The organism is Parafrankia discariae, assembly GCF_000373365.1.
Taxonomy (GTDB): domain Bacteria; phylum Actinomycetota; class Actinomycetes; order Frankiales; family Frankiaceae; genus Parafrankia; species Parafrankia discariae.
This window is the reverse complement of sequence record NZ_KB891224.1, coordinates 18,648-37,857: the sequence shown is the minus strand read 5'-3', so window position 1 is coordinate 37,857 and position 19,210 is coordinate 18,648. Positions and strand designations below refer to the sequence as shown.

15 protein-coding genes are annotated in these 19,210 nt (G+C 72.6%); 9 read left to right on the top strand and 6 right to left on the bottom strand.

Annotated features, from left to right (window positions below; all coding sequences use genetic code 11):
- The first annotated feature begins 214 nt into the window (after positions 1-214).
- Positions 215-898: a hypothetical protein gene (locus tag B056_RS37230; protein WP_063826643.1), complete on the top strand. Its 684-nt coding sequence runs from the start codon at positions 215-217 to the stop codon at positions 896-898.
- Positions 899-1,100: 202 nt separating this feature from the next.
- Complete coding sequence (locus B056_RS0119775; protein ID WP_230203081.1) at positions 1,101-3,080, top strand: SpoIIE family protein phosphatase; 1,980 nt, start codon at positions 1,101-1,103, stop codon at positions 3,078-3,080.
- Between the two features lie 11 nt (positions 3,081-3,091).
- Here the strand turns inward: B056_RS0119775 and B056_RS0119770 are convergent, their stop codons facing one another.
- Together B056_RS0119770 and B056_RS0119765 are read right to left on the bottom strand one after the other, a co-directional pair.
- Positions 3,092-3,523, bottom strand: coding sequence for a GlcG/HbpS family heme-binding protein (locus B056_RS0119770; RefSeq protein ID WP_018503592.1), 432 nt, complete (start codon positions 3,521-3,523; stop codon positions 3,092-3,094).
- Positions 3,520-5,757 (bottom strand): malate synthase G, encoded by a 2,238-nt coding sequence (locus B056_RS0119765; protein WP_018503591.1) that lies wholly within the window; start codon positions 5,755-5,757, stop codon positions 3,520-3,522. Before B056_RS0119765 ends, B056_RS0119770 begins: the two co-directional genes overlap by 4 nt.
- 92 nt (positions 5,758-5,849) lie before the next feature.
- Between B056_RS0119765 and B056_RS0119760 the strand changes: the two genes are divergently transcribed.
- Positions 5,850-6,641: an IclR family transcriptional regulator gene (locus tag B056_RS0119760; protein WP_195905930.1), complete on the top strand. Its 792-nt coding sequence runs from the start codon at positions 5,850-5,852 to the stop codon at positions 6,639-6,641.
- 178 nt (positions 6,642-6,819) lie between these two features.
- Here B056_RS0119760 and B056_RS0119755 read toward each other — a convergent pair whose 3' ends face one another.
- Together B056_RS0119755 and B056_RS0119750 are read right to left on the bottom strand one after the other, a co-directional pair.
- Positions 6,820-7,563 carry a helix-turn-helix domain-containing protein gene (locus tag B056_RS0119755; protein WP_018503589.1) on the bottom strand — a complete coding sequence of 248 codons (744 nt, stop codon included), beginning with the start codon at positions 7,561-7,563 and terminating at the stop codon, positions 6,820-6,822.
- Entirely contained in the window at positions 7,560-9,167 is a 1,608-nt protein-coding gene (locus tag B056_RS0119750) for an MFS transporter (RefSeq protein WP_018503588.1), read from the bottom strand. The genes B056_RS0119755 and B056_RS0119750 overlap by 4 nt, the downstream gene beginning before the upstream one ends.
- Before the next feature lie 647 nt (positions 9,168-9,814).
- Here B056_RS0119750 and B056_RS0119745 point away from each other — a divergent pair.
- The 5 genes from B056_RS0119745 to B056_RS0119725 are packed head-to-tail and all read left to right on the top strand — an operon-like array spanning position 9,815 to position 16,675.
- Entirely contained in the window at positions 9,815-11,218 is a 1,404-nt protein-coding gene (locus B056_RS0119745) for an efflux RND transporter periplasmic adaptor subunit (RefSeq protein ID WP_018503587.1), read from the top strand.
- Between the two features lies 1 nt (position 11,219).
- The gene (locus B056_RS0119740; protein ID WP_076784732.1) at positions 11,220-12,002 is read left to right on the top strand and encodes an ABC transporter ATP-binding protein; all 783 of its coding nucleotides are present in this window, start codon (positions 11,220-11,222) and stop codon (positions 12,000-12,002) included.
- The gene (locus B056_RS0119735) at positions 12,002-13,234 is read left to right on the top strand and encodes an ABC transporter permease (RefSeq protein ID WP_018503585.1); all 1,233 of its coding nucleotides are present in this window, start codon (positions 12,002-12,004) and stop codon (positions 13,232-13,234) included. The genes B056_RS0119740 and B056_RS0119735 overlap by 1 nt, the downstream gene beginning before the upstream one ends.
- A gap of 59 nt (positions 13,235-13,293) precedes the next feature.
- Entirely contained in the window at positions 13,294-14,301 is a 1,008-nt protein-coding gene (locus B056_RS0119730) for a DUF5666 domain-containing protein (RefSeq protein WP_018503584.1), read from the top strand.
- Positions 14,294-16,675, top strand: a complete 2,382-nt coding sequence (locus tag B056_RS0119725) for an HlyD family efflux transporter periplasmic adaptor subunit (protein ID WP_018503583.1) — start codon at positions 14,294-14,296, stop codon at positions 16,673-16,675. Before B056_RS0119730 ends, B056_RS0119725 begins: the two co-directional genes overlap by 8 nt.
- A gap of 296 nt (positions 16,676-16,971) precedes the next feature.
- Here B056_RS0119725 and B056_RS0119720 read toward each other — a convergent pair whose 3' ends face one another.
- Positions 16,972-17,496: a flavodoxin family protein gene (locus B056_RS0119720; protein ID WP_020572595.1), complete on the bottom strand. Its 525-nt coding sequence runs from the start codon at positions 17,494-17,496 to the stop codon at positions 16,972-16,974.
- A 207-nt stretch (positions 17,497-17,703) separates the two neighbouring features.
- Here B056_RS0119720 and B056_RS37225 point away from each other — a divergent pair, with 207 nt between their 5' ends.
- Entirely contained in the window at positions 17,704-18,063 is a 360-nt protein-coding gene (locus B056_RS37225) for a hypothetical protein (RefSeq protein WP_230203080.1), read from the top strand.
- 60 nt (positions 18,064-18,123) lie between these two features.
- Here the strand turns inward: B056_RS37225 and B056_RS0119710 are convergent, their stop codons facing one another.
- Positions 18,124-19,104, bottom strand: coding sequence for an LLM class flavin-dependent oxidoreductase (locus B056_RS0119710; protein ID WP_018503581.1), 981 nt, complete (start codon positions 19,102-19,104; stop codon positions 18,124-18,126).
- Between the last annotated feature and the right edge of the window lie 106 nt (positions 19,105-19,210).

Here is a 19,210-nt window from a genome sequence, read left to right as displayed (position 1 = left end):
AGGCCGCGCGTCGTGCGTGCCGACAAGAAGTGATGCGCCCGCACCACCGTCGCAGGCTTCGTTTTCGGGGCCTGTCGCATGGTCGCTACCGTTCGTTCCATGGCGTACCCGTGGCTCACGCGGTGGGAGATAGTGCATGTCACTTCGTTGTGGGGTGCAGGAAGTCAAAAGTGGCCGAGTGTCCCGCGGATCAGGCCCTGGCGAAAGGAAGGGTGTGGGCGGCACACTCTCGCACAGAAGATCAGATTTCGGGTACATACGCCTCAATAAACGTGACCTTCGTGCAATTGAGTGGATCTTTGATATGGGGGCAATATTTGAAGTAGACATTCCCGTTCTTCTTAGCCCGGAGCTGCCGATATCGATCAATGCGGCCCGCTCGGTGGTGCGGCGGTGGGAGAAGGCGGGCGTGGTCCAGGCGGAAGCGATGCTTGCCCGTCAGGGTCGGCTTGTGCGCCTCACCGCCACCGGCATGCTTCTCATGACCGAACATGGTGGCGGTGCCGACGTGAGGGCTCAGACATCCGCCCTTGCCGTGCACTGGGCGCTCGCGAGTCGCGTGCGGCTCCGCATCGAAGAGGCTGCGCTGGGCGCCGGGCCGATGCGCGGGTGGGTGAGTGAGCGTCAGTGGCGACTCGACAACGCCGACGCGGTGTCGTCTGGTGACTACGTGCCGCATGGAATGGTCCTTCTTGCTGACGGAAGCGTGGGCGCGGTGCACATCGCCCACACGGCGGTGGAGCTGAACTGGCTTCAGTCGCAGCTGGCGGAGATCAGTAGGAACCACCCGCGCATCGTCATCGCCGTCCCGCCGGACCTCGGCGGTCGCGAGCCGGCCCTCGTCCTCGCTGATACGGCGGCCAAGATGGCGGTTCACCTGCAGTTCGTGGATCTCTGAGGACCTGTTGGTCCCATTCCGAACCCAAAGATCCGAATGGGCCGCGCGGGGCACACGCCATCGCGACTCCAAGCGTGCTGATGTCCCGCCCAATGGCGGACGGGTTGCGGGATGATTGGCGGTGCGTGACCTTTCTGGCGTGCCTGGGCTAAGGTAGAGGATTTTCTTGACGCTTAATGAGAATAATCGGCTCGACATACTGGTGGGTAAGCCTGAGGTGGTGCGGGAGGTCTTCGATTCGATGTCGGTCATGCTGGTGGGTCTGGACGGGCCGGAGCATCGGGTGGTCGCGACGAATGCGGCCTATCGCACATCGATGAACCGGGACGCGTTCGTGGGCGTGCCGTTGGTTGAGGTGTTCCCCGAGATAGTCGGTCAGCGGATTTCCGAGATGTGCGACTGGGTGTACCAGACCGGTCTCCCGCAGGTGGCGCGGAGCTGGCGCCTGCAGCTCGAGCTGGAGCCGGAATCGGGTCACCTCACCGAGATCTTCGTCGACTTCACCATGTCGCCTCGGCTCGGCCCGGACGGCACGGTGGTCGGCCTGAACTTCCACGGGGTGGACTCGACCGAGCGGACCCTGGAGGACCAGCGGATGCGGCGGGACGCAGCCGAGGCGGTCCAGCGTTACGAACAGGCTCGTGGTGTGATCACCGCGTTGCAGCGGCAGCTGCTGCCCGCGGGTCTTCCGGTGCTTCCGTCGGTGCGGATCGCGGCGAGTTATCTGCTGGCCGACGCCGACGACGCGGCCGGTGGCGACTGGTTCGACGCTGTCCCGGTGTCCGGTGGCCGGGTCGCGCTGGTGGTCGGGGACGTGGTCGGACACGGTGTGGCGGCCTCGGCCACGATGGGCCAGCTGCGGTCGGTGCTGCAGGACCGACTCGAGGACACCGGCGACATCCTGGCCGCGGTCGCCGCGGCCGATCGGCTGGCTCGGCGGATTCCCGGCGCTCGTGCCGCGACGGTGTGCGTTGTTCTGCTCGATCCGGCCGACGGCACCCTGATCTGCTGCTCAGCCGGTCATCCACCGCCGCTGATCGCCGGCTCGGACACCGCGCGGTTTCTTCCCGAGTCCGGGCAGGGGCCGTTGGGCACGGGAGCGTCCTACGCGGTGCTGCGTGACCGGCTCGAACCGGACGAGGTGCTGCTGCTTTACAGCGACGGCATCATCGAACGGCCCGGGCGCACCCCGGCCGCGGCCACCGCCGAACTGTCCCAGGTCCTGAGCGACGCGGTCGCCGGCCGCGGCCTCGACCTCGACGTCGCCGGCCTGTCCCTCGTCGACCGGGCCTGCATGCAGACCTTGGAGCTGCTGCTCCGTCCGACCGGCCACACCGACGACATCACCCTGCTCGCCGCGCAGCGCCACAATCCAGCGCCACCGCTGAGACTGGGCGGGCCGGCGACGACCTCGATGATCAATATCATGCGCGCCGCGTTGGAGGCCTGGGTGGAGATCCAGGAGGCAGGTGAGGCGGACCGGGTCGCACTCACGCATGCGGTCGTGGAGCTGGTGACCAACGCGTGCGAACATGGCCGGCCCGCCACGGCCGAGGGCACTGTCACCGTCAGCGCCGAGCTGCGCGACGACGGCGAGGCACGGGTCACTGTCGCGGACAACGGCCGATGGTGCGAACGGGCCCGGCCCGGCGACGCCGAGTATCGCCGCGATCACGGCTTTGGGCTGGCCATGGCCGCTTCCTTCACCGACCACCTCGATGTCGAACGCGGTGACCGTGGCACGACAGTGACGATCCACCGTCGGTTGTCACGCTCGGCCCGGCTGCTCACCGCCGAGCGGATCGGCCATGATGTCACCCGCGCCGCGCAGGACGAACCCGAGCTGATGCTCATTCTCGATCAGCCGAACGCGCCCAGCAGCCGGATCGCGATCCACGGCCCGCTGGACGCGAGCAACGCCGGGGAGCTGGGGGTGGAGCTCGACCGGCTCACCCTCGGCGGCACCCACGAGCTGATCGTCGACCTCACCGCGGTCACCCACCTCGCCAGCGCCGCGGTCGCCGAGCTGTACCGCACCGACCCGCGAAGCGAGAGGCGGCACTATCCGCTGCGGCTGTACGCCCCCGCCGGTAGCACCGCCCACCACGTGCTCAGCCTCGTCGACCTGCCACACACCACCGGCGACCCCCATCATGCGCAGGCCGGACTGGGAGATGACTGACCGGGCGGACCTCAGCCGGTCTGCGGGCTGAGGCCGACCGCCTCGATGCCGGCGACGGCGGCCAGCTCGTCGTTGTCCGACGTGTCGCCGGAGACGCCGACCGCGCCCACCAGCTCCCCGGTGGCGGAACGCACGAGCACCCCGCCGGGCACCGGCACCAGGGCACCGCCGATCGCGGACGTCGCGGCCGCGATGAAGTACGGCTGCTGTTCGGCGCGTGCCATGAGTGCCCGACTGCCGAGGCCGAGGGCCACCGCGCCGTGCGCCTTGCCGAAGGCGATCTCGAACCGCTTCGTCGACGCGCCGTCCTCGCGCTCGACGGCGACGACATGGCCACCGGCGTCCAGCACGACCACGGTGAGCGGTCCGAGGCCGTGCTCGCGGCCCGCGGCCCGGGCCGCGGCGACGATCCGTCGGGCCACGTCCAGCGGCAGCGCCGTCATGAGCGGACCATCTCCTTCTTCTCCTGGTCGCGCTTCTTCTGGGCGCGCCGGTGCTCGTGCAACAGGGGTTCGGTGTAGCCGTTCGGCTGGTCGACGCCCTCGAACAGCAGCGCCCGCGCCGCGGCGAAGGCGAGCTCCTCGAAGGCCGGGGCCATCGGCCGGTACCCCGGCTCGCCGGTGTTCTGCGCGTCGACGAGCGCCGCCATCCGGCGCAGCGACTCCTCTACCTGCTCGCGGGTGACGACGCCGTGCCGCAGCCAGTTGGCGACGTGCTGGGAGGAGATGCGGCAGGTGGCGCGGTCCTCCATCAACGGGGTGCCGGCCAGGTCGGGCACCTTCGAACAGCCGATGCCGAGCTCGACCCAGCGCACGACGTAGCCGAGCACGCCCTGGACGTTGTTGTCGACCTCGGCGGCGATCTCCTCGGGCGACCAGCCGTCCGCCGACTCGGCGAGCGGGACGGCGAGCAGCTCCAGCCGGTCAACCGGACGGCGTCGGGCCAGCTCGCGCTGCCGGTCCGCCACCGAGACCTCGTGGTAGTGCAGCGCGTGCAGCGCCGCGGCGGTCGGCGACGGCACCCAGGCGCAGGACGCGCCGGCCAGCGGATGCCCGATCTTCTGCGCCGTCATGTCGGCGAGATTGTCCGGCGCGGCCCACATGCCCTTGCCGATCTGGGCCCGCCCGGGGAAGCCGAGAGCGAGACCGACATCGACGTTGTTGTCCTCGTAGGCGCGGATCCAGGTCTCGTCGCGCATGGCGGCCTTGCGGACCATCGGCCCGGCCAGCATCGAGGTGTGGATCTCGTCGCCGGTCCGGTCCAGGAACCCGGTGTTGATGAAGACGACGCGGTCCCGGGCCTCGTACACACAGCGCCTGAGGTTGACCGAGGTACGGCGCTCCTCGTCCATGATGCCGAGCTTGATCGTCGCCGGCGGGAGCTGGAGCAGGCGCTCGACCCGGGCCATCAGCTCGACGGTGAACGCGACCTCGTCCGGGCCGTGCAGCTTGGGCTTGACCACGTACGCCGAGCCGGTGCGGGAGTTGCCGCCGGCGGTGTCGCCGCGCAGGTCGTGCACGCTGCCCAGGCCGGTGACCAGCGCGTCGAGGATGCCCTCGGGCACCGGCCGGCCGTCGCCGTCGAGCACCGCGTCGGTGGTCATCAGCAGCCCGACCTGGCGGATGAGCAGCACCGAGCGGCCCGGCAGGGTGACGGTGCCGCCGCCGGTGGTCGTGTACTCGCGGTCGGCGGCGAGGGTCCGGGTGAACGAGCGGCCGCCCTTGTCCACCTCGGCGGTGAGCCGGCGCCGCATCAGCTGTAGCCAGTTGCGGTAGCCGAGCACCTTGTCCGCGGCGTCGACGGCCGCGACCGAGTCCTCCAGGTCCATGATCGTGGTGAGTGCGGCCTCGACGACGACGTCGCTGACGCCGGCGCGGTCGCCCGCCCCGACCGGGTGGCTCCGGTCGACCTGGATCTCGACATGCAGCCCGTGCCGGGTCAGCAGGACGGCCGCCGGCTCGCCGCCCGCACCGGCCGCACCGCTCTCGCCGGCCGCACCGCTCTCGCCGCCCGCACCGCGGAAGCCGACGAACTGCGTGGGGTCGGCCAGCCGGACGCCGGCCCCGTCGACGGTGACGACGAGCCCGTCGGCGTCGACCGCGTATCGGGTCGCGTCCGCGTGCGAGCCGCCGGCCAGCGGGAAGCTCCGGTCGAGAATCTCGCGGACCCGGGCGATGACCGCCGCGCCGCGGACCGGGTTGTAGCCGCCGCCGCGCTCCCGGCCGCCCGCCTCGTCGATGACGTCGCTGCCGTAGAGGGCGTCATAGAGGGAGCCCCACCGGGCGTTGGCGGCGTTGACCGCGTACCGGGCGTTGAGCAGCGGCACGACCAGCTGCGGGCCGGCCAGGGTCGCGAGCTCGTCGTCCACGCCGTCGGTGCCGATGGTGAACGGCGCGGGCTCGTCGACCAGGTAGCCGATGGAGGTCAGGAACCCGGCGTAGTCACCGCGCTCGGGCCGGCCGGGCGCGCGCCGGTGGTGGTCGTCCACGGCCCGCTGGAGCTCGTCCCGCCGCGCGAGCAGCTCCCGGTTGCGTGGGGTCAGCTCGTTGATGATCTCCGCGGCGCCCGCCCAGAACGCTGCCTGGTCGACACCCGACCCGGGCAGGGCCTCGTCGGCGACGAACTGGTGCAGCTCGCTGGCGACGCGCAGTCCGACGACGTCGATGTAGTCAGGCACTGGCCCATCCCGAGTTCACTAGCCCATCCCGAATTTCGTATGGTGAAATAGTTTCTCCGCTAGTTCGAGACGCTACTGAGGGATGTCGCACGGTGTCAACGCAGGCCGCGCCAGAAGAGACCGCCCCGACACAGGCCGCGGCCGTGCCCGGGGTGCAGTCGGTGCACCGCGCGCTGGACCTGCTCGAGATCCTCGCTGCGGCCGGCGGCCGGCTCCCCATGGCCGAGGTCGCGGCGCGCGCGCAGCTGCCGACACCGACCGTGCACCGGCTGCTGCGCACGATGGTCGGGCGCGGCTACCTGCGCCAGCTGCCCGACCGCAGCTACGCGCTCGGCTTCCGGCTCGTGCCGCTGGGCACCCAGGCGAACGCGATGGTCGGCGCCAACGCGGCCGGCGTCCTGCGCGACCTGGTCGCCGAACTGGGCGAGACGGCCAATCTGGCCGTGCTCTCCGGCGCCCAGGCCGAGTACGTCGCCCAGGCGCCGTCGCGGTACGCGATGCGTATGTTCACCGAGGTCGGGCGGCGGGTCGACCTGCACTCGACCGGTGTGGGCAAGGCACTGCTCGCGCAGCTGGACGACGACGAGGCGCTCGGGCTCGCCCGCGGCCGCGGGCTGCCCCGGTACACACCGCACACCGTGGGTACCGAGACCGCGCTGCGCGCCGAGCTGCGCCGGATCCGCGAGCGGGGCTTCGCGCTCGACGAGCAGGAGCAGGAGATCGGTGTGCGCTGCGTGGCCATAGCCCTGGACCCGGCGAGCGCGCCGGGCGTGGCGGTCTCGGTGTCCGGGCCGACGGCACGGATGACCGACGAGCTGGTCGAGCGCGCGGTTGGGCTGCTGCGGGCGGCGGCGTCCCGGCTGGCCGGGGACCTGCGGGGCTGAGCTGGGCGGGGGCTGGGCGAGGCTCGGCGGGGCGCGTGGACAACAGTCCCCGGGCACTGTTCATATCGCGGAATAACTTTTCCATAAAATGGAAGACGCCGATGGCCTCCATCGCGTGCCGTCGGCCTGTCCGCGCTGGCCCCGCTCATCGTCGACCCGGCCGCCGGGCCGGGTGGGTTTACTGGCGGTCCGCGAGGCCCAGCACGGCGGCGAGGGCCGCGGTCACGGCCTCGCGCAGCTCGTCGGCCGACACCGCGGACAGCCGGGTCAGCGTCCCGGCGTCCCGGGCGACGCCGACCCCGAACAGCAGGGCGACAGCCAGCTCGGCGGCCAGCTGCGGGTCGGGGCTGTCGGTGGTCTCGCGCAGCGGCCCGAGCACGGTGTCGAGCCGCTCGCGGGTCGCCTGGCGCGCGGCGCCGTCGACCTCCCGGCGGAAGACGTTCTGGGCGGCGGCGCTCACGCCGGTCGACGTCCACTTGTCGAACGCCCGGTCCACCATCCCGCGCACCGTCGCCAGCGGGCTCGCCGTCACCTCCTCCGAAGGAACGGCGGTCGTCCCCGCACCGGTGGCCGTGCCGGTTCCGGTGGCCGTGCCGGTTCCGGCGGCCCAGCCGGCGCCGGTTCCGTCAGTACCGATTCCGTGGGTTCCGGATGCGGGCGGTTCCGGCGGGTGCGGCGTGGCCGGAAGGGCGCCGTCGCTCGGAGCGGCCTGCTCGATGAGCGGATCAGCGGCCAGAACGGCCCGGTAGAGGCCCTCCTTGCCGCCGAAGTAGCGCGCGATGAGCGCCGGGTCGACGCCGGCCCGGTCGCCGACCGACCGGATCGCCGTCCCCGCGTAGCCGCGCTCGGCGAACAGGTCGGCCGCCGCGGCGAGCAGCGCCTGGCGGCTGCGCGCGGCGTCGCGCCGCCGAGTGGTGTTCATGACCGGACATCCTCCGCCATGACGAGTCCCGCGGCGGTCGAGCCCGCCGATTCCTCCTCCAGTGTCGCCAGTTCCGCCCGGCGCGCCGCCCCCATCGGGCGGATCGTCGCGGCCGGGGTGCCGGGCAGGGCCAGCGCGGTGAGCGCGGCCAGCGCGCAGATCCCGCCGGCCACCAGGAACGCCGTCGTGTACCCGCTGCCGGTCGGTTCGATCGAGCCGACAGGGGTGTGGGCGGCGAGCAGCGCCGCGCCGAGCGCGCTGCCCACCGAGCCGCCGGCGGTGCGCAGCACCTGGTTGAAGCTGGTCGCGCTGCCCGTCTCGTGCGGCGGGACGGCTCCGATGATCAGGGCGGGCATCGCGGCGAAGGCCAGCCCGATACCCACCCCGAACAGGAAGGTGGCCGCGCCCAGCTCGACGAGATAGTCGTGGCTGACGGCCAGGCCGAACAGGGCGAGGGCCAGCGCGAGCAGGCCGGACAGCAGCAGGCCCCGGCCACCGCCGGTGCGCGGGCCCAGCCAGCGTGACCACCGGCTGGCCAGCACCGTCCCGACCGACAGGGGCAGGATCACCAGGCCGAGCACCGCCGGTGAGGCGCCGAAGCCGTAGCCGGTCGAGGTCGGCGCCTGCGCCAGCCGGTTGATCAACGTCATCGCGTTGAACATGCCGAAGCCGGCCAGCGCCGCGCACACGTCGGCGATGAGCACCGGCCGCGCCGTCAGGTAGTTCAACTCGATCAGCGGGTTGTCCGTCCGCAGCTCGACCAGGGCCCAGGCGACCCCGCAGCCGACTCCACCCACCAGTAGCGCGAGGACCGCCGGGGACAGCCAGCCCCACGACTCGCCCTCACTCAGCGCGACCAGCACCGGGGTCAGCGCAGCGGCGAACAGCACCGCGCCCCGCAGGTCGATCCGCCCGCGGGCGGTGCGCGCGCTCGCCCGACCCGGGACGACCACGAGCACGGCCGCCATCGCGGCCGCAGCCAGCGCGGCGGCCACCCAGAATCCGGCGTGGTAGTCGAATGTGTCCGCCAGCAGCCCGCTCAGCGGGTAGCCCAGGCCGGCACCGGTCGCGACCGTGATGGACAGCGCGGCGACCCCCGGAGCCATCTTGTGCGGGGGCAGCAGGTCACGGGCCAGCGCCAGCGCGAGCGGCATCAGGCCCATTCCGACACCCATCAGGCCGCGCCCGACCAGCAGCTGCGCGAAGCCGTCCGCGGTGGCGGAGAGGACCGAGCCGACCGCGACCGCGCCCAGGCCGGCGAGCAGCACGGTCCGCCGGTGCGGCCCGTCGCCGAGGCGCCCGATCAGCGGAGTGGACGCGGCTCCGATCAGCAGGGTGAGGGTGAGCAGCCACTGGGCGTTGCCCAGCGAGACGTGCTGGGCGGCCGCGATCGTCGGGATCAGCGGTGTGCCCAGCGTTCCGATGACGGCGATCACGAGCCCGCAGTAGACGAGCACGCCCAGCAACAGACTCGGGCGCGGGTGCGACCCCCCAGGACCGCCCCCGACCTCGGCGCCGCCCCCGGCCCCGCCCGAGATCTCGACCCCGCCCGAGATCTCGTCGGCGGCCGTCCTCGGTTGGATGATGCCTCGCTTCGCGCGCACGTCGTGCCCCCAGTCTGGTCTTCGCCTGATGTCATCATAGGATGACATCAGGCGAAGACAAGTTCTGGCGCAACGAGTAGCCGCAGGTCACGTTCGGAGCGAACATCGCCCGGGCCGGCACCGCCGGTGCCGGGCCGGGCGGCCTCCCTTACCCGCAGACCCGGATGGAGCGCGGGGGAACCCAGTGTCGCTGTCCGTTCTCCCAGACCCAGTGGCCATCCACATGACGCCAGAAGCACCCGTACGCGGCACCGGTGACATGGTGGCGAGGCGGAACAGCCTGCGCGGGAACCGCGAACAGAACCGAGCCCACCGCGGTGGCGGCAATCAGCAGCGGAAATCCCGAAATCCTTCGGCGCGCCATCTCTGCTCCCTTCGGTGCATTGAATACGAGCCGTCGGGGAAGCCTCGGCCTGACTGCGGACGAGGCATACCCGTTGCCTGCGCGCGACAACCGCGTTCGCGCGGACACACCAAACGGCCGAGAATCATCCGGATACGCGTGAGCAGATCAATGGAAATCCATGCGGTAGACAATCGGTCTGGTGATTCATAGCCCACACATAGATTCCGCACGGGTTGGGCACAGGTGCCCCCGAAAGGCTCGTGACCGTGCAGAATCAGACACCGGCCGAAGGTGCCCGGCCATGACGTCCGCGGGCCGGCTGACCGCGCGTCGTCGGCCACTGGTCGCGCTGGTCGTCGTGATCGTGGTGGTGGCCGTCATCGCGGGGATCACGATCTACCTGGTCGGCCGCGGTGGCTCCTCGGACGCGGCGGCGACCGTGAGCTCCCGGACCGTGACCGCGCAGATCGGGACGATCCGGCAGTCCATCTCCACCAGCGGCACGATCGCGCCGGCCACTCAGGCTGACCTGACCTTCCCGGCTTCGGGCAAGGTCACCGGCGTCCTGGTGCACGAGGGCGACCCGGTGACCACCGGGCAGCAGCTCGCGACCATCGACTCGGCGTCGCTGACGGCGAGCCTCGCCCAGGCCAGGCTGACGTTGGCCAACAGCCAGGCGAAGCTGGCCGCCGACCAGACGGCGGGGGTGTCCAGCGAGCAGCTCGCCGCCGACCAGGCGTCGGTCACGACCGCGACGGACGGGGTCACCGCGGCGCAGACGGCGCTGGCCGGGGCGACCATGACGTCGCCGGTCAACGGAGTCGTGGTGAGCGTCTCGCTCGTGGTGGGCCAGCAGGTGTCCGGATCATCGTCCGGCGCGGGCGGCTCCGGGTCCTCCGGCGGCGGGTCCGGCGTCTCGGCCGGGGGGACGGGTTCCGCGGCCGGGGCGTCCGGCGGCTCGGGAGAGACGTCGTCCACCTCGTCGTCGGGTGGGCAGATCACGGTCATCAGTACTGATTCGTGGATCGTCAACGCGAGCGTCGACTCCAACAGCGTCGGCCTGATCGCGAAGGGCAACCAGGCGACGATCGTTCCGGGCTCGGGCACCTCGACCGGCACCGGTGGCGGCACCGGCGGCACCAACGGCTCGGGCGGCACCAACGGCTCCGGCGGGGCCGCCGGGGCCAACGGGGCCGCCGGTACGGCCGGCACCGGCGGCACGATCTACGGGACGGTGTCCTCGGTCGGCCTGATCGCCTCCGGTTCCGGGCAGACGGCGACCTTCCCGGTGGTGATCAAGGTGACCGGCAGTCCCAGCGGGCTGCACGCCGGCGACACCGCGACCGCGACGCTGATCTACAAGCAGCTCGGTGACGTCCTGGTCCTCCCGGCGGCGGCCATCAGCCAGCAGGACGGGAAGTCCGTCGTCCGGGTCGTGTCGGGCACGACGACGACCACCCGGACGGTGACGACCGGAATCTCCGGCGGCGGCTCCACCCAGATCGTCTCCGGTCTGTCCGAAGGCGACCAGGCGCTCGTCGAGGTGCCGGGCGGCGCGGCCGGTCCGGGTGGGTCCGCCGGGGGCACGGGCGCCAGGACCGGTGGCCAGGGCTACGGCGGCGCCGGTTCCGGCGGTGGCGGGTTCCCGGCCGGTGGCGGCGGGTTCCAGGGCGGCGGCCGGTTCACCGGCACCGGTGGTAACTGACATGGCCGGCGAACCCGGTGCCCGGGCGGTCGCTCCGGTCATCGAGCTGGACCAGGTGGGCAAGTCCTACCGCGCCGGAACGCTGGACGTCGCCGCGCTGCGCGGCGTCTCGGCCCGCATCGCCGAAGGCGAGTACGTCGCCATCGTCGGGCCGTCCGGCTCGGGGAAGTCGACGTTGATGCACATCATCGGCTGCCTCGACGTGCTCACCGCGGGGACCTACCGGCTCTCCGGTGAGGACGTGGGCACGATGACCGAGGCCGAGCTGGCCGAGATCCGCAACCGTCGGATCGGATTCGTGTTCCAGCAGTTCAACCTGCTGCCGTCGCTGTCCGCGTGGCGCAACGTCGAGCTTCCGCTCGTCTACCGCGGTGAGCGCCGGGAGTCGCGCCGGCGCCGGGCCGTCGCCGCGCTCGACCGGGTCGGTCTCGCGGACCGGATCGAGCACCGCCCGGGGGAGCTCTCCGGCGGCCAGCAGCAGCGGGTCGCGGTCGCCCGGGCGCTGGTCGGCGACCCGTCCCTCATCCTCGCCGACGAGCCCACCGGCAACCTGGACTCGACGGCGACCAGAGATGTGCTCAACCTCTTCGACGAACTGCACGAGCAGGGCCGGACGATCGTCCTGATCACTCACGAGCAGGAGGTGGCCGACCGGGCCCGCCGGGTCGTGCGGATCCGGGACGGACTGATCGAGTCCGACACGGCGGGCGACCCGGCCTCGGCAGCCACCGCGGCCCGCCCGGCCCGCGCGGCGGCCGGAGCGGCTGAGGCGGGGACCCGCTGATGGGCTGGCTCGAGACGTTCCGCACCGGACTGGACGCGATCCGCACCCATCGGCTGCGTTCCGGCCTGACGGTGCTCGGCATCCTGATCGGAATCGCCGCCGTGGTACTCACGGTGGGCCTCGGCGTGGGCGCCCAGGACAAGGTCGGATCGCAGATCAGCTCCCTGGGCAGCAACCTGCTGATCGTCTCGCCGGGTAGTTCGACCAGCTCCACCGGTGTGCGCGGCGGGTTCGGCTCCGCCTCGACGCTCACCGTCGCCGACGCGACCGCGTTGGCCTCGAAGACCTCCGCGCCCGACATCGACGGGGTGGCCCCGGTCAAGCAGAGCTCGATGGCGGTGCTGAACGGTTCGACGAACTGGACGACGACCGTGGTCGGCACCACCCCGGCCTGGCTGTCCGTCCGCAACCGCTCCCTCGACGCGGGCCGTTTCCTCACCACGACGGACGACGCCCAGTCCGCGGCGGTCACCGTGCTGGCCGCGGACACGGCCACCGAGCTGTTCGGCCGGCGCAGCCCGGTCGGCCAGAGCGTGACGATCAACAACATCCCGTTCACGGTCGTCGGAGTGCTCGACTCGGCCGGTTCGGACAGTTCGAGCAACCTCGACGACCAGGCGATCGTCCCGATGTCCACCGGGGCGAGCCGCCTGTTCGGCGGGACGACGCGCACCTCGGTCTCGTCGATCTACATCAGGGGACGGTCGTCGGCCACCCTGTCGGCGGCCTACCAGGAGGCGACGAGCCTGCTGCTGAACCAGCACGGCGGCACGAACTCGGCCAGCGCGGACTTCACGATCACCAGCCAGGAGTCCCTGCTGGACACGGCGACGTCCGTCAGCCGGACGCTGACCGCCCTGCTGGCCGGCATCGCGGCGCTGTCCCTGCTGGTGGGCGGGATCGGTGTCATGAACATCATGCTCGTCTCGGTGACCGAGCGCACCCGTGAGATCGGGCTGCGCAAGGCGCTGGGCGCGCCGCCCGCGGCGATCCGGCGGCAGTTCCTCATCGAGGCGTCGCTGCTCAGCCTCGCCGGAGGAGCGATCGGCGCACTGCTCGGCATCAGCGGCGCCCTGGCGCTGCCCCGGTTCATCGACAACCCGGTGGCGATCGTCTGGTGGGCCGTGCTCGGCTCGCTGGCCGTCGCGGTCGCGATCGGTGTCGCCTTCGGTGTGTACCCCGCCAGCCGGGCCGCCCGGCTGGCTCCCATCGACGCGCTCCGCAGCGACTAGCCCCGCGGCGAACAGCGCCCATGACGCAGCGACCAGCTTCCATGACGAGGACGGACACCATGACTGGCCAGGTTCCGCTTTCCGTGCCGCCGATCGGCGGCCGTCCGGCGCGGCGTTCCGCGGCCGTCGCGGCCGCCTCCGCCGCCGTGCTGATAGCCGTGCTGGGCGGCTGCGGTGGTTCCTCCGGGACGTCGGCCGCGCCGGCGGGCCAGGGCGGTGCCACCCCCGGCCAGGGCGGCGGGGCGGGAGCGGGCGGGGCCGCGGCGTCCGGGCTCATCGCGGAGGTCGACTCCGGCACCATCCAGGTGCAGAGCCAACAGTCCGGCCAGGTCGCGGTGAAGTACGGCGACACCACGACGTTCACCGAGACCACCTCCGCGGCGCTGAGCGACGTCAGGGAAGGCGTGTGCGTCACCGCGGCGGACGTGCCGGCGGGCGGCGCCCAGCCGTCGGGCGCGCCGGCCGGCGGCCAGGCCTCCGGCGCGCCGGCCTCGGCACGGCCCACCGCCATGCCCACCTCCTTCACCGCGACGACGGTGGTGATCAGTCAACCGGCCGACGGTTCCTGCGCCGGACCGAACGCCGGGGCCCGGCCCACCGGTCAGCCCCAGCAGAGCGGCCAGCCGCAGCCCCGCCCCAGCGGCGCCCCGGACGGCCAGAACGGTTCCGGCGGTCAGAACGGCCAGGGCGGTCAGAACGGCCAGGGCAGGCAGGGCGCTTTCGGCGGCGGCGGGTTCGGTGGTCGCGCGAGCGGCAAGGTGACCTCGGTGTCCGGCTCCACGATCACCGTCGCGGGGACCAGCTTCGGCACTGACCAGGCTGTCACCTACACGGTGCTCGTCGGCGCGGACACCAGGTACACCCAGTCGGCCGCGGCGACGTCCGCCGCGCTGGCCGCCGGGAAGTGCGCGGTCGCGAACGGCACCACCGACGAGACCGGCACCGTCACGGCCACCCGGATCGCGCTGAGCGCGGCGACGAACGGCGCCTGCGCCACCGGCTTCGGCGGCCGGGGCTCCGGCTCGGGCGGCAGCGGATCCGGCGGAACAGGCACCGCGAATGGCTGACGCGACGCCGGGGGCCGGTACGGCACAGGCGGTTGACACGACCCCGCGGGCCGGCGACGGTTCGCGGCCGGCACGGCGCCGGCCGCGAAGGCCACGCAAGGCCGCCGTCGGCGCGGTCGCGGCCGTGGTGCTCGTCGGGACGGGTGTCGGCACGGGCGTCGCGGTCACCGCCGACGACGGTCCGTCCTACCGGCTCGCCGCTGCGACCACCTCGTCGGTCACCCAGACACTGACCTCGGTCGGGACGCTGAGCACCGTCAACACGGCGACGCTGTCCTTCCCGGTCGGCGGAACGGTGACCGGAGTGCCGGTGCAGATCGGGGACCAGGTCAGCGCCGGGCAGGTCCTGGCGAACCTGGACCCGACCGTGCTGCGCGGCGCACTCGACACGGCGAACCAGAACCTGGCGAACGCACGGCTCGCCCTGGCCGACGACGCGTCCGGCCAGACGTCCACCGGCGGCGGGCAGGGGACCACCGCGGCGCTGGCGTCCACGACGTCAAGAGCGGGGGGCTCCTCGGGTCTCACGGTCAGCCTGCTCGCGAACGCCCCGTCAGTGCCCGCCGTGAGCGGGTCCGCGGGTGTCGCCGTCATCCCGGTCACCAGCACCTCCGCCGCCGGATCCGCGAAGCCGGGCGCGCTGGGCACCGCGGTCACCACGGCCCAGCAGGACGTCGTCGCCGCCCAGTCGGCGCTCGACGGCGTCCTGACCGACCTCGGCGCCGATCTGGGTTCGCTGACGGCCCAGGGCGGGGGCTGCGCGGTGACCGCCGGCTCGCCGCCCGAGCCCATCTCCTACCTGGCCACGCCAACCCCCACCGACTCCTCCGGCCGGGCCGGGACGATCAGCGGCACGGTCGGGGCCCAGGACACGGTGACCCTGAGCAGGAACGGAGTGGTGATCGCGACCCGGACCGGCCCGTACACCTTCAGCGGTCTGGACACCGGCACCCAGTACACCGTGACGATCCGGCCGGCCGGGCTGGTCGGCACCATCGACGTCACGCGGTGCCAGAACGCGATCAGTGGTCTCGTCACCCGGTTCAGCACCGGTTCCGGCGCGTCGGGGGAGTCGAACCTGGCGACCCTGGTGTCCCGGCTGGCCTCGGCGAAGGTCAACCTCGACACGGCGGTCGCCGCCCTGCGTGGTGCCGGGACCCCGGCGACAGGTGCCCCGGTCGCTCCGTCGACCGGCCCGCGGCCCGGCGGGACGCCCAGCGCCGGCGCCGGCGCCGGCGCCGGCGCCGGCGCCAGCCCCAGCCCCAGCCCCAGCCCCAGTGCCGGCGGAACGACCGCGCCCTCTCCGCGGCCGACCGCGACCGGCACCCCGCAGGCGGCCCACGGCACGTCGCGCGAAGGCTCGTCGGACGGGTCCGGCAGCCCGTCGACTCCGGCCGCCACGCCGACCGGGCCCGGTTCGGGTGGTTCGGGCGACGCGGCTGGCAACGGCTCGTCCGCGGGCACGGACCGTGGCGGCTCCAGCGGCTCCAGCGGCCTGGGTGTTTCGGGCGGTTCCGGTGGCGGTGTTGCCGGCGGTTCAAGCGGTGGTGTGTCCGGCGGCTCGGGCGGCGGGGCGACGACCCGCGTGGCCCAGCCCGCCACCGCCGAGCAGCTCGCCGCGGACCAGGCCGCCATCGACGCCGCCGTCGCCCAGGTCGCCGTGGCCCAGCAGAACCTGAACGGGGCCACGCTCACGAGCCCGGTCAGCGGGACGGTGGCCGCCATCTCGCTCGTCGCCGGCACCACCGTGGGCGCGTTCTCGACGAGCGGCACCATCACGGTGCTCGGGGCCGGTGACCGGCAGATCACCACCACCGTCCCGCTGTCCGCCGTCGACACCGTCAAGGTGTCGAACCCGGCGACGGTCCTCGTGGACGGCGTCAAGGAGCCACTGACCGGCACCGTCTCGTCGATCGGCGCGCTGAACAGCACCACCGGCTCGACCACGACCTATCCCGTCAGGATCGTCCTGAAGTCGACGAGCACCCGGCTCTTCGACGGCACCGGAGCCACTGTGTCGATCACGGTGAAGGAGGTCAAGGACGTGCTGACCGTGCCGACGTCCGCCGTGCACCGGGTCGGCCAGCTGGCCACGGTGACCGTGCTCCGGGACGGGAGGGCGACGGCCGTCCGGGTGGAGACCGGCGCCGTGGGCTCCGAGCGCATCGAGGTGACCTCGGGACTCGAATCCGGCGACCAGGTCGTCCTCGCGGACATCAACGCCGACCTGCCCTCGAGCGGTTCGAGCGGTTCCGCCGACAACGGCGGGCTTTTCGGCGGTGGCACCGGCGGCGGCTCGTTCGGCGCGGGGGGCACCGGCGGTGGCCCCGGTGGCCGCTTCGCCGGCGCCGGTGGGGGTGGCGGTCCCGGCTGACCTTCCTTACGGGAACCTCAGGGTGCGCCGGCTGAAACGGAGCCGGCGTCGGCCTTCGTGCGCCAGCGGGTGACAGGTACCTCATCGACCCGCGCAGGGCGCGGACCGTCCATCGCGGCGGCGAGAAGGTCGGGTCGGAAATTCCGGGGAGCCAGCTGAGGCCTTGCCACGGACTCCCCAGGAGATGGTCTGTTCTCAACGCGGTCAGCACGCCCCACAAGAACCACGTGCCGCTGCCGCGGGCATTCCTGCCAGACCGTCCAGGCACACCGCGCCGCACTGCGGTCGGACGACGGCTACATCGTTCGCGTGCTGAGGGCTGCTCCGAGCCGCGCGCCCCACATCTCGGCACGATCCGTCTCGCCGTCGGCGAGCGGCCCCTCGGTTCCGGTGACGTGGAAGCTCGGTCCCTTCTCGGCGTTGCGGAAACCGCGCCTCCGCAACGCCCTGAAGATTGCGTTCGACGCTGTTCCCGGCTGGAACCGGACCTTCGTCGAGGTGTCGAACGACACCGCGGGCAGGTCCGGCCGGGGCACGGCCCGCTGAATCCACTCCCGGACGCCGCTGTCCGTCTCGGTGATGGGCGCGGCCTCCTTCTCGGCGACCTGGCGCCGGGACTGCGGCCTTGGCATCGAGAATCCATGGGTGGGCGCGCCGACGACGAGAAGCCCCAGGTCGGCAGGGAGCTGGGCCGGTGCGTCCGCGGGACCGACGACGGCGACGGAATCCTCACCGACGGCCTGGGCGATACCCGTGGCGACGGCGCAGGCAACAGTGAGGGTGTTGCCGAAGACTGATTCGGTGACAATCAGAACAGCCATCGTGACGCCTGCCTGCCAGTTGTGTTCCGTCGTGGACGGATCATCCAATGCGTTTATTTTCTGCCTAATTCCGTCGGCCGCATCGGGACGTTCATCTCGGCCGTTCCCGTCGTTGGTCCCGCGGGCGGGGGTCGGTGGGAGTGCGCAGCATGCCCGGTACGGCTGTCGCTGATGGCGGCGGCGGCGTCCTGGTGGTTCGATACGCCGGTGACGCGTCAGCAGTTCGTCCGACCGAGCCCGCGGTTTGTCACGGGGGCGTTCCTGCTCAGCGGAATGACGCACCTGGCGCGGCCGTCGCTCTTCGAGCCGCTGGTGCCGCGGGCGATCCCACGGCCCCGCGAGGTCGTCTATGCCAGCGGCGTCGCGGAGCTGGCCTGCGCGGCCGGGTTGCTGACGAAGGCTTCCTGGGCGGGCCGGGCGAGCGCGGCCCTCCTGGTCGGAGTCTGGCCGGGAAACCTGCAGATGGCCTGGACGCCACGGCCCGGGCCCGGCGTGGCGGAGGCCGGCCGGGTGACGTCGCGCTGGCCGCTGTCGCGTGGGCGCGGATGCCGCTGCAGATCCCGATGATCCGCGCGGTCCTGACCACCCGCCGGCCCGGGTGACGGCCGGCGGCTGACCTGGCGGCGCTCATCCCGCCGCTGGGGCGTCACCCCGCTGGGAGACGTGTTCGCGCAGCGCGGGGATCACCTCGTCGAGCAGGCGGCGGACGATGCGGTCGGCGGCACCGGCACCGGCACCGGCACCGGCACCAGTGCCGGGTGCGGGCATGAAGATGAAGTGCCGGGCGCCGGCGTCGACGAAGTCGCGGAGCCTGGCCGTGACCTCCCGCGCCGTCCCGGCCGCCGCCACGCTGTCGACCATGGCCCGGAAGTCCTGGTTGTAGTTGCCCCCCATCGTGCGCGCGGCCGCCTCGCGGGCCCGGTCGCCGTCCGGGTCGACGTTGACGAACACGAACGCGTACCACTCGAATCCGCTCAGATCACGTCCGGCTTCGGCCGCGGCCTGGCGGATGGTCCGTGCCGAGGCGGCGTAGCGGCGCGGTGAGTAGAGGTAGGGCATCCAGCCGTCACCGAGCAGGGCGGCGCGGCGCATCGCCGGCTCCTTCCTGCCGGCGACGACGATGGGCGGGCCGCCGGGCCGGGCCGGCGCCGGGTGGATCCGGACGTCCTCCATCGGGTAGAACGGGCCGTCGTGGGAGATCGTCCGGGCCGTCCAGAGCCGCCGGAGCAGGCCGATCGCCTCGTCGGTGCGCCGACCGCGCTCCCGGACCGGGACCTGGCAGGCGCTGAACTCCTGCGGGTACTCGCCGCCGATGCCGACGCCGAGGACGAGCCGCCCGCCGGTGGCCCGGTCGAGGTCGGCGACCTGCTTGGCCACGATCGCCGGCGGATACAGCGGCAGGAGCAGGATCGACGTCCCGACGCGCACCCGCTCGGTGACCGCTGACAGGCGGGCCAGGCCCATCATGGCCTCACCCGACGGGTTCCGGGAGGCGACGTGCCCGCCCGTCCACAGCGAGTCGATCGGCAGTTCCTCCAGGGCGGCGGCCCGTTTCAGGTCGCCCCCGGCGACGAACCCGACTGAGATCGCCTCCGCCTGCGTGGCCATCGGACACCTCCACGGTTCGCGCCGTCCCGCCGCGCGGACCCGCGGGAGTCGACCGGCCGAGCGTGCGGCAGACCACCGGCCCCGGGCAACCGACCCGGGACCCGGG

Coding starts and splice junctions, on each gene's coding strand:
- B056_RS0119745 (WP_018503587.1), top strand. CDS start 9,815: ATGACGTCCGCGGGCCGGCTGACCGCGCGTCGTCGGCCACTGGTCGCG.
- B056_RS0119770 (WP_018503592.1), bottom strand. CDS start 3,523: ATGACGGCGCTGCCGCTGGACGTGGCCCGACGGATCGTCGCCGCGGCC.
- B056_RS0119720 (WP_020572595.1), bottom strand. CDS start 17,496: ATGGCTGTTCTGATTGTCACCGAATCAGTCTTCGGCAACACCCTCACT.
- B056_RS0119725 (WP_018503583.1), top strand. CDS start 14,294: ATGGCTGACGCGACGCCGGGGGCCGGTACGGCACAGGCGGTTGACACG.
- B056_RS0119735 (WP_018503585.1), top strand. CDS start 12,002: ATGGGCTGGCTCGAGACGTTCCGCACCGGACTGGACGCGATCCGCACC.
- B056_RS0119710 (WP_018503581.1), bottom strand. CDS start 19,104: ATGGCCACGCAGGCGGAGGCGATCTCAGTCGGGTTCGTCGCCGGGGGC.
- B056_RS0119755 (WP_018503589.1), bottom strand. CDS start 7,563: ATGAACACCACTCGGCGGCGCGACGCCGCGCGCAGCCGCCAGGCGCTG.
- B056_RS0119730 (WP_018503584.1), top strand. CDS start 13,294: ATGACTGGCCAGGTTCCGCTTTCCGTGCCGCCGATCGGCGGCCGTCCG.
- B056_RS0119740 (WP_076784732.1), top strand. CDS start 11,220: ATGGCCGGCGAACCCGGTGCCCGGGCGGTCGCTCCGGTCATCGAGCTG.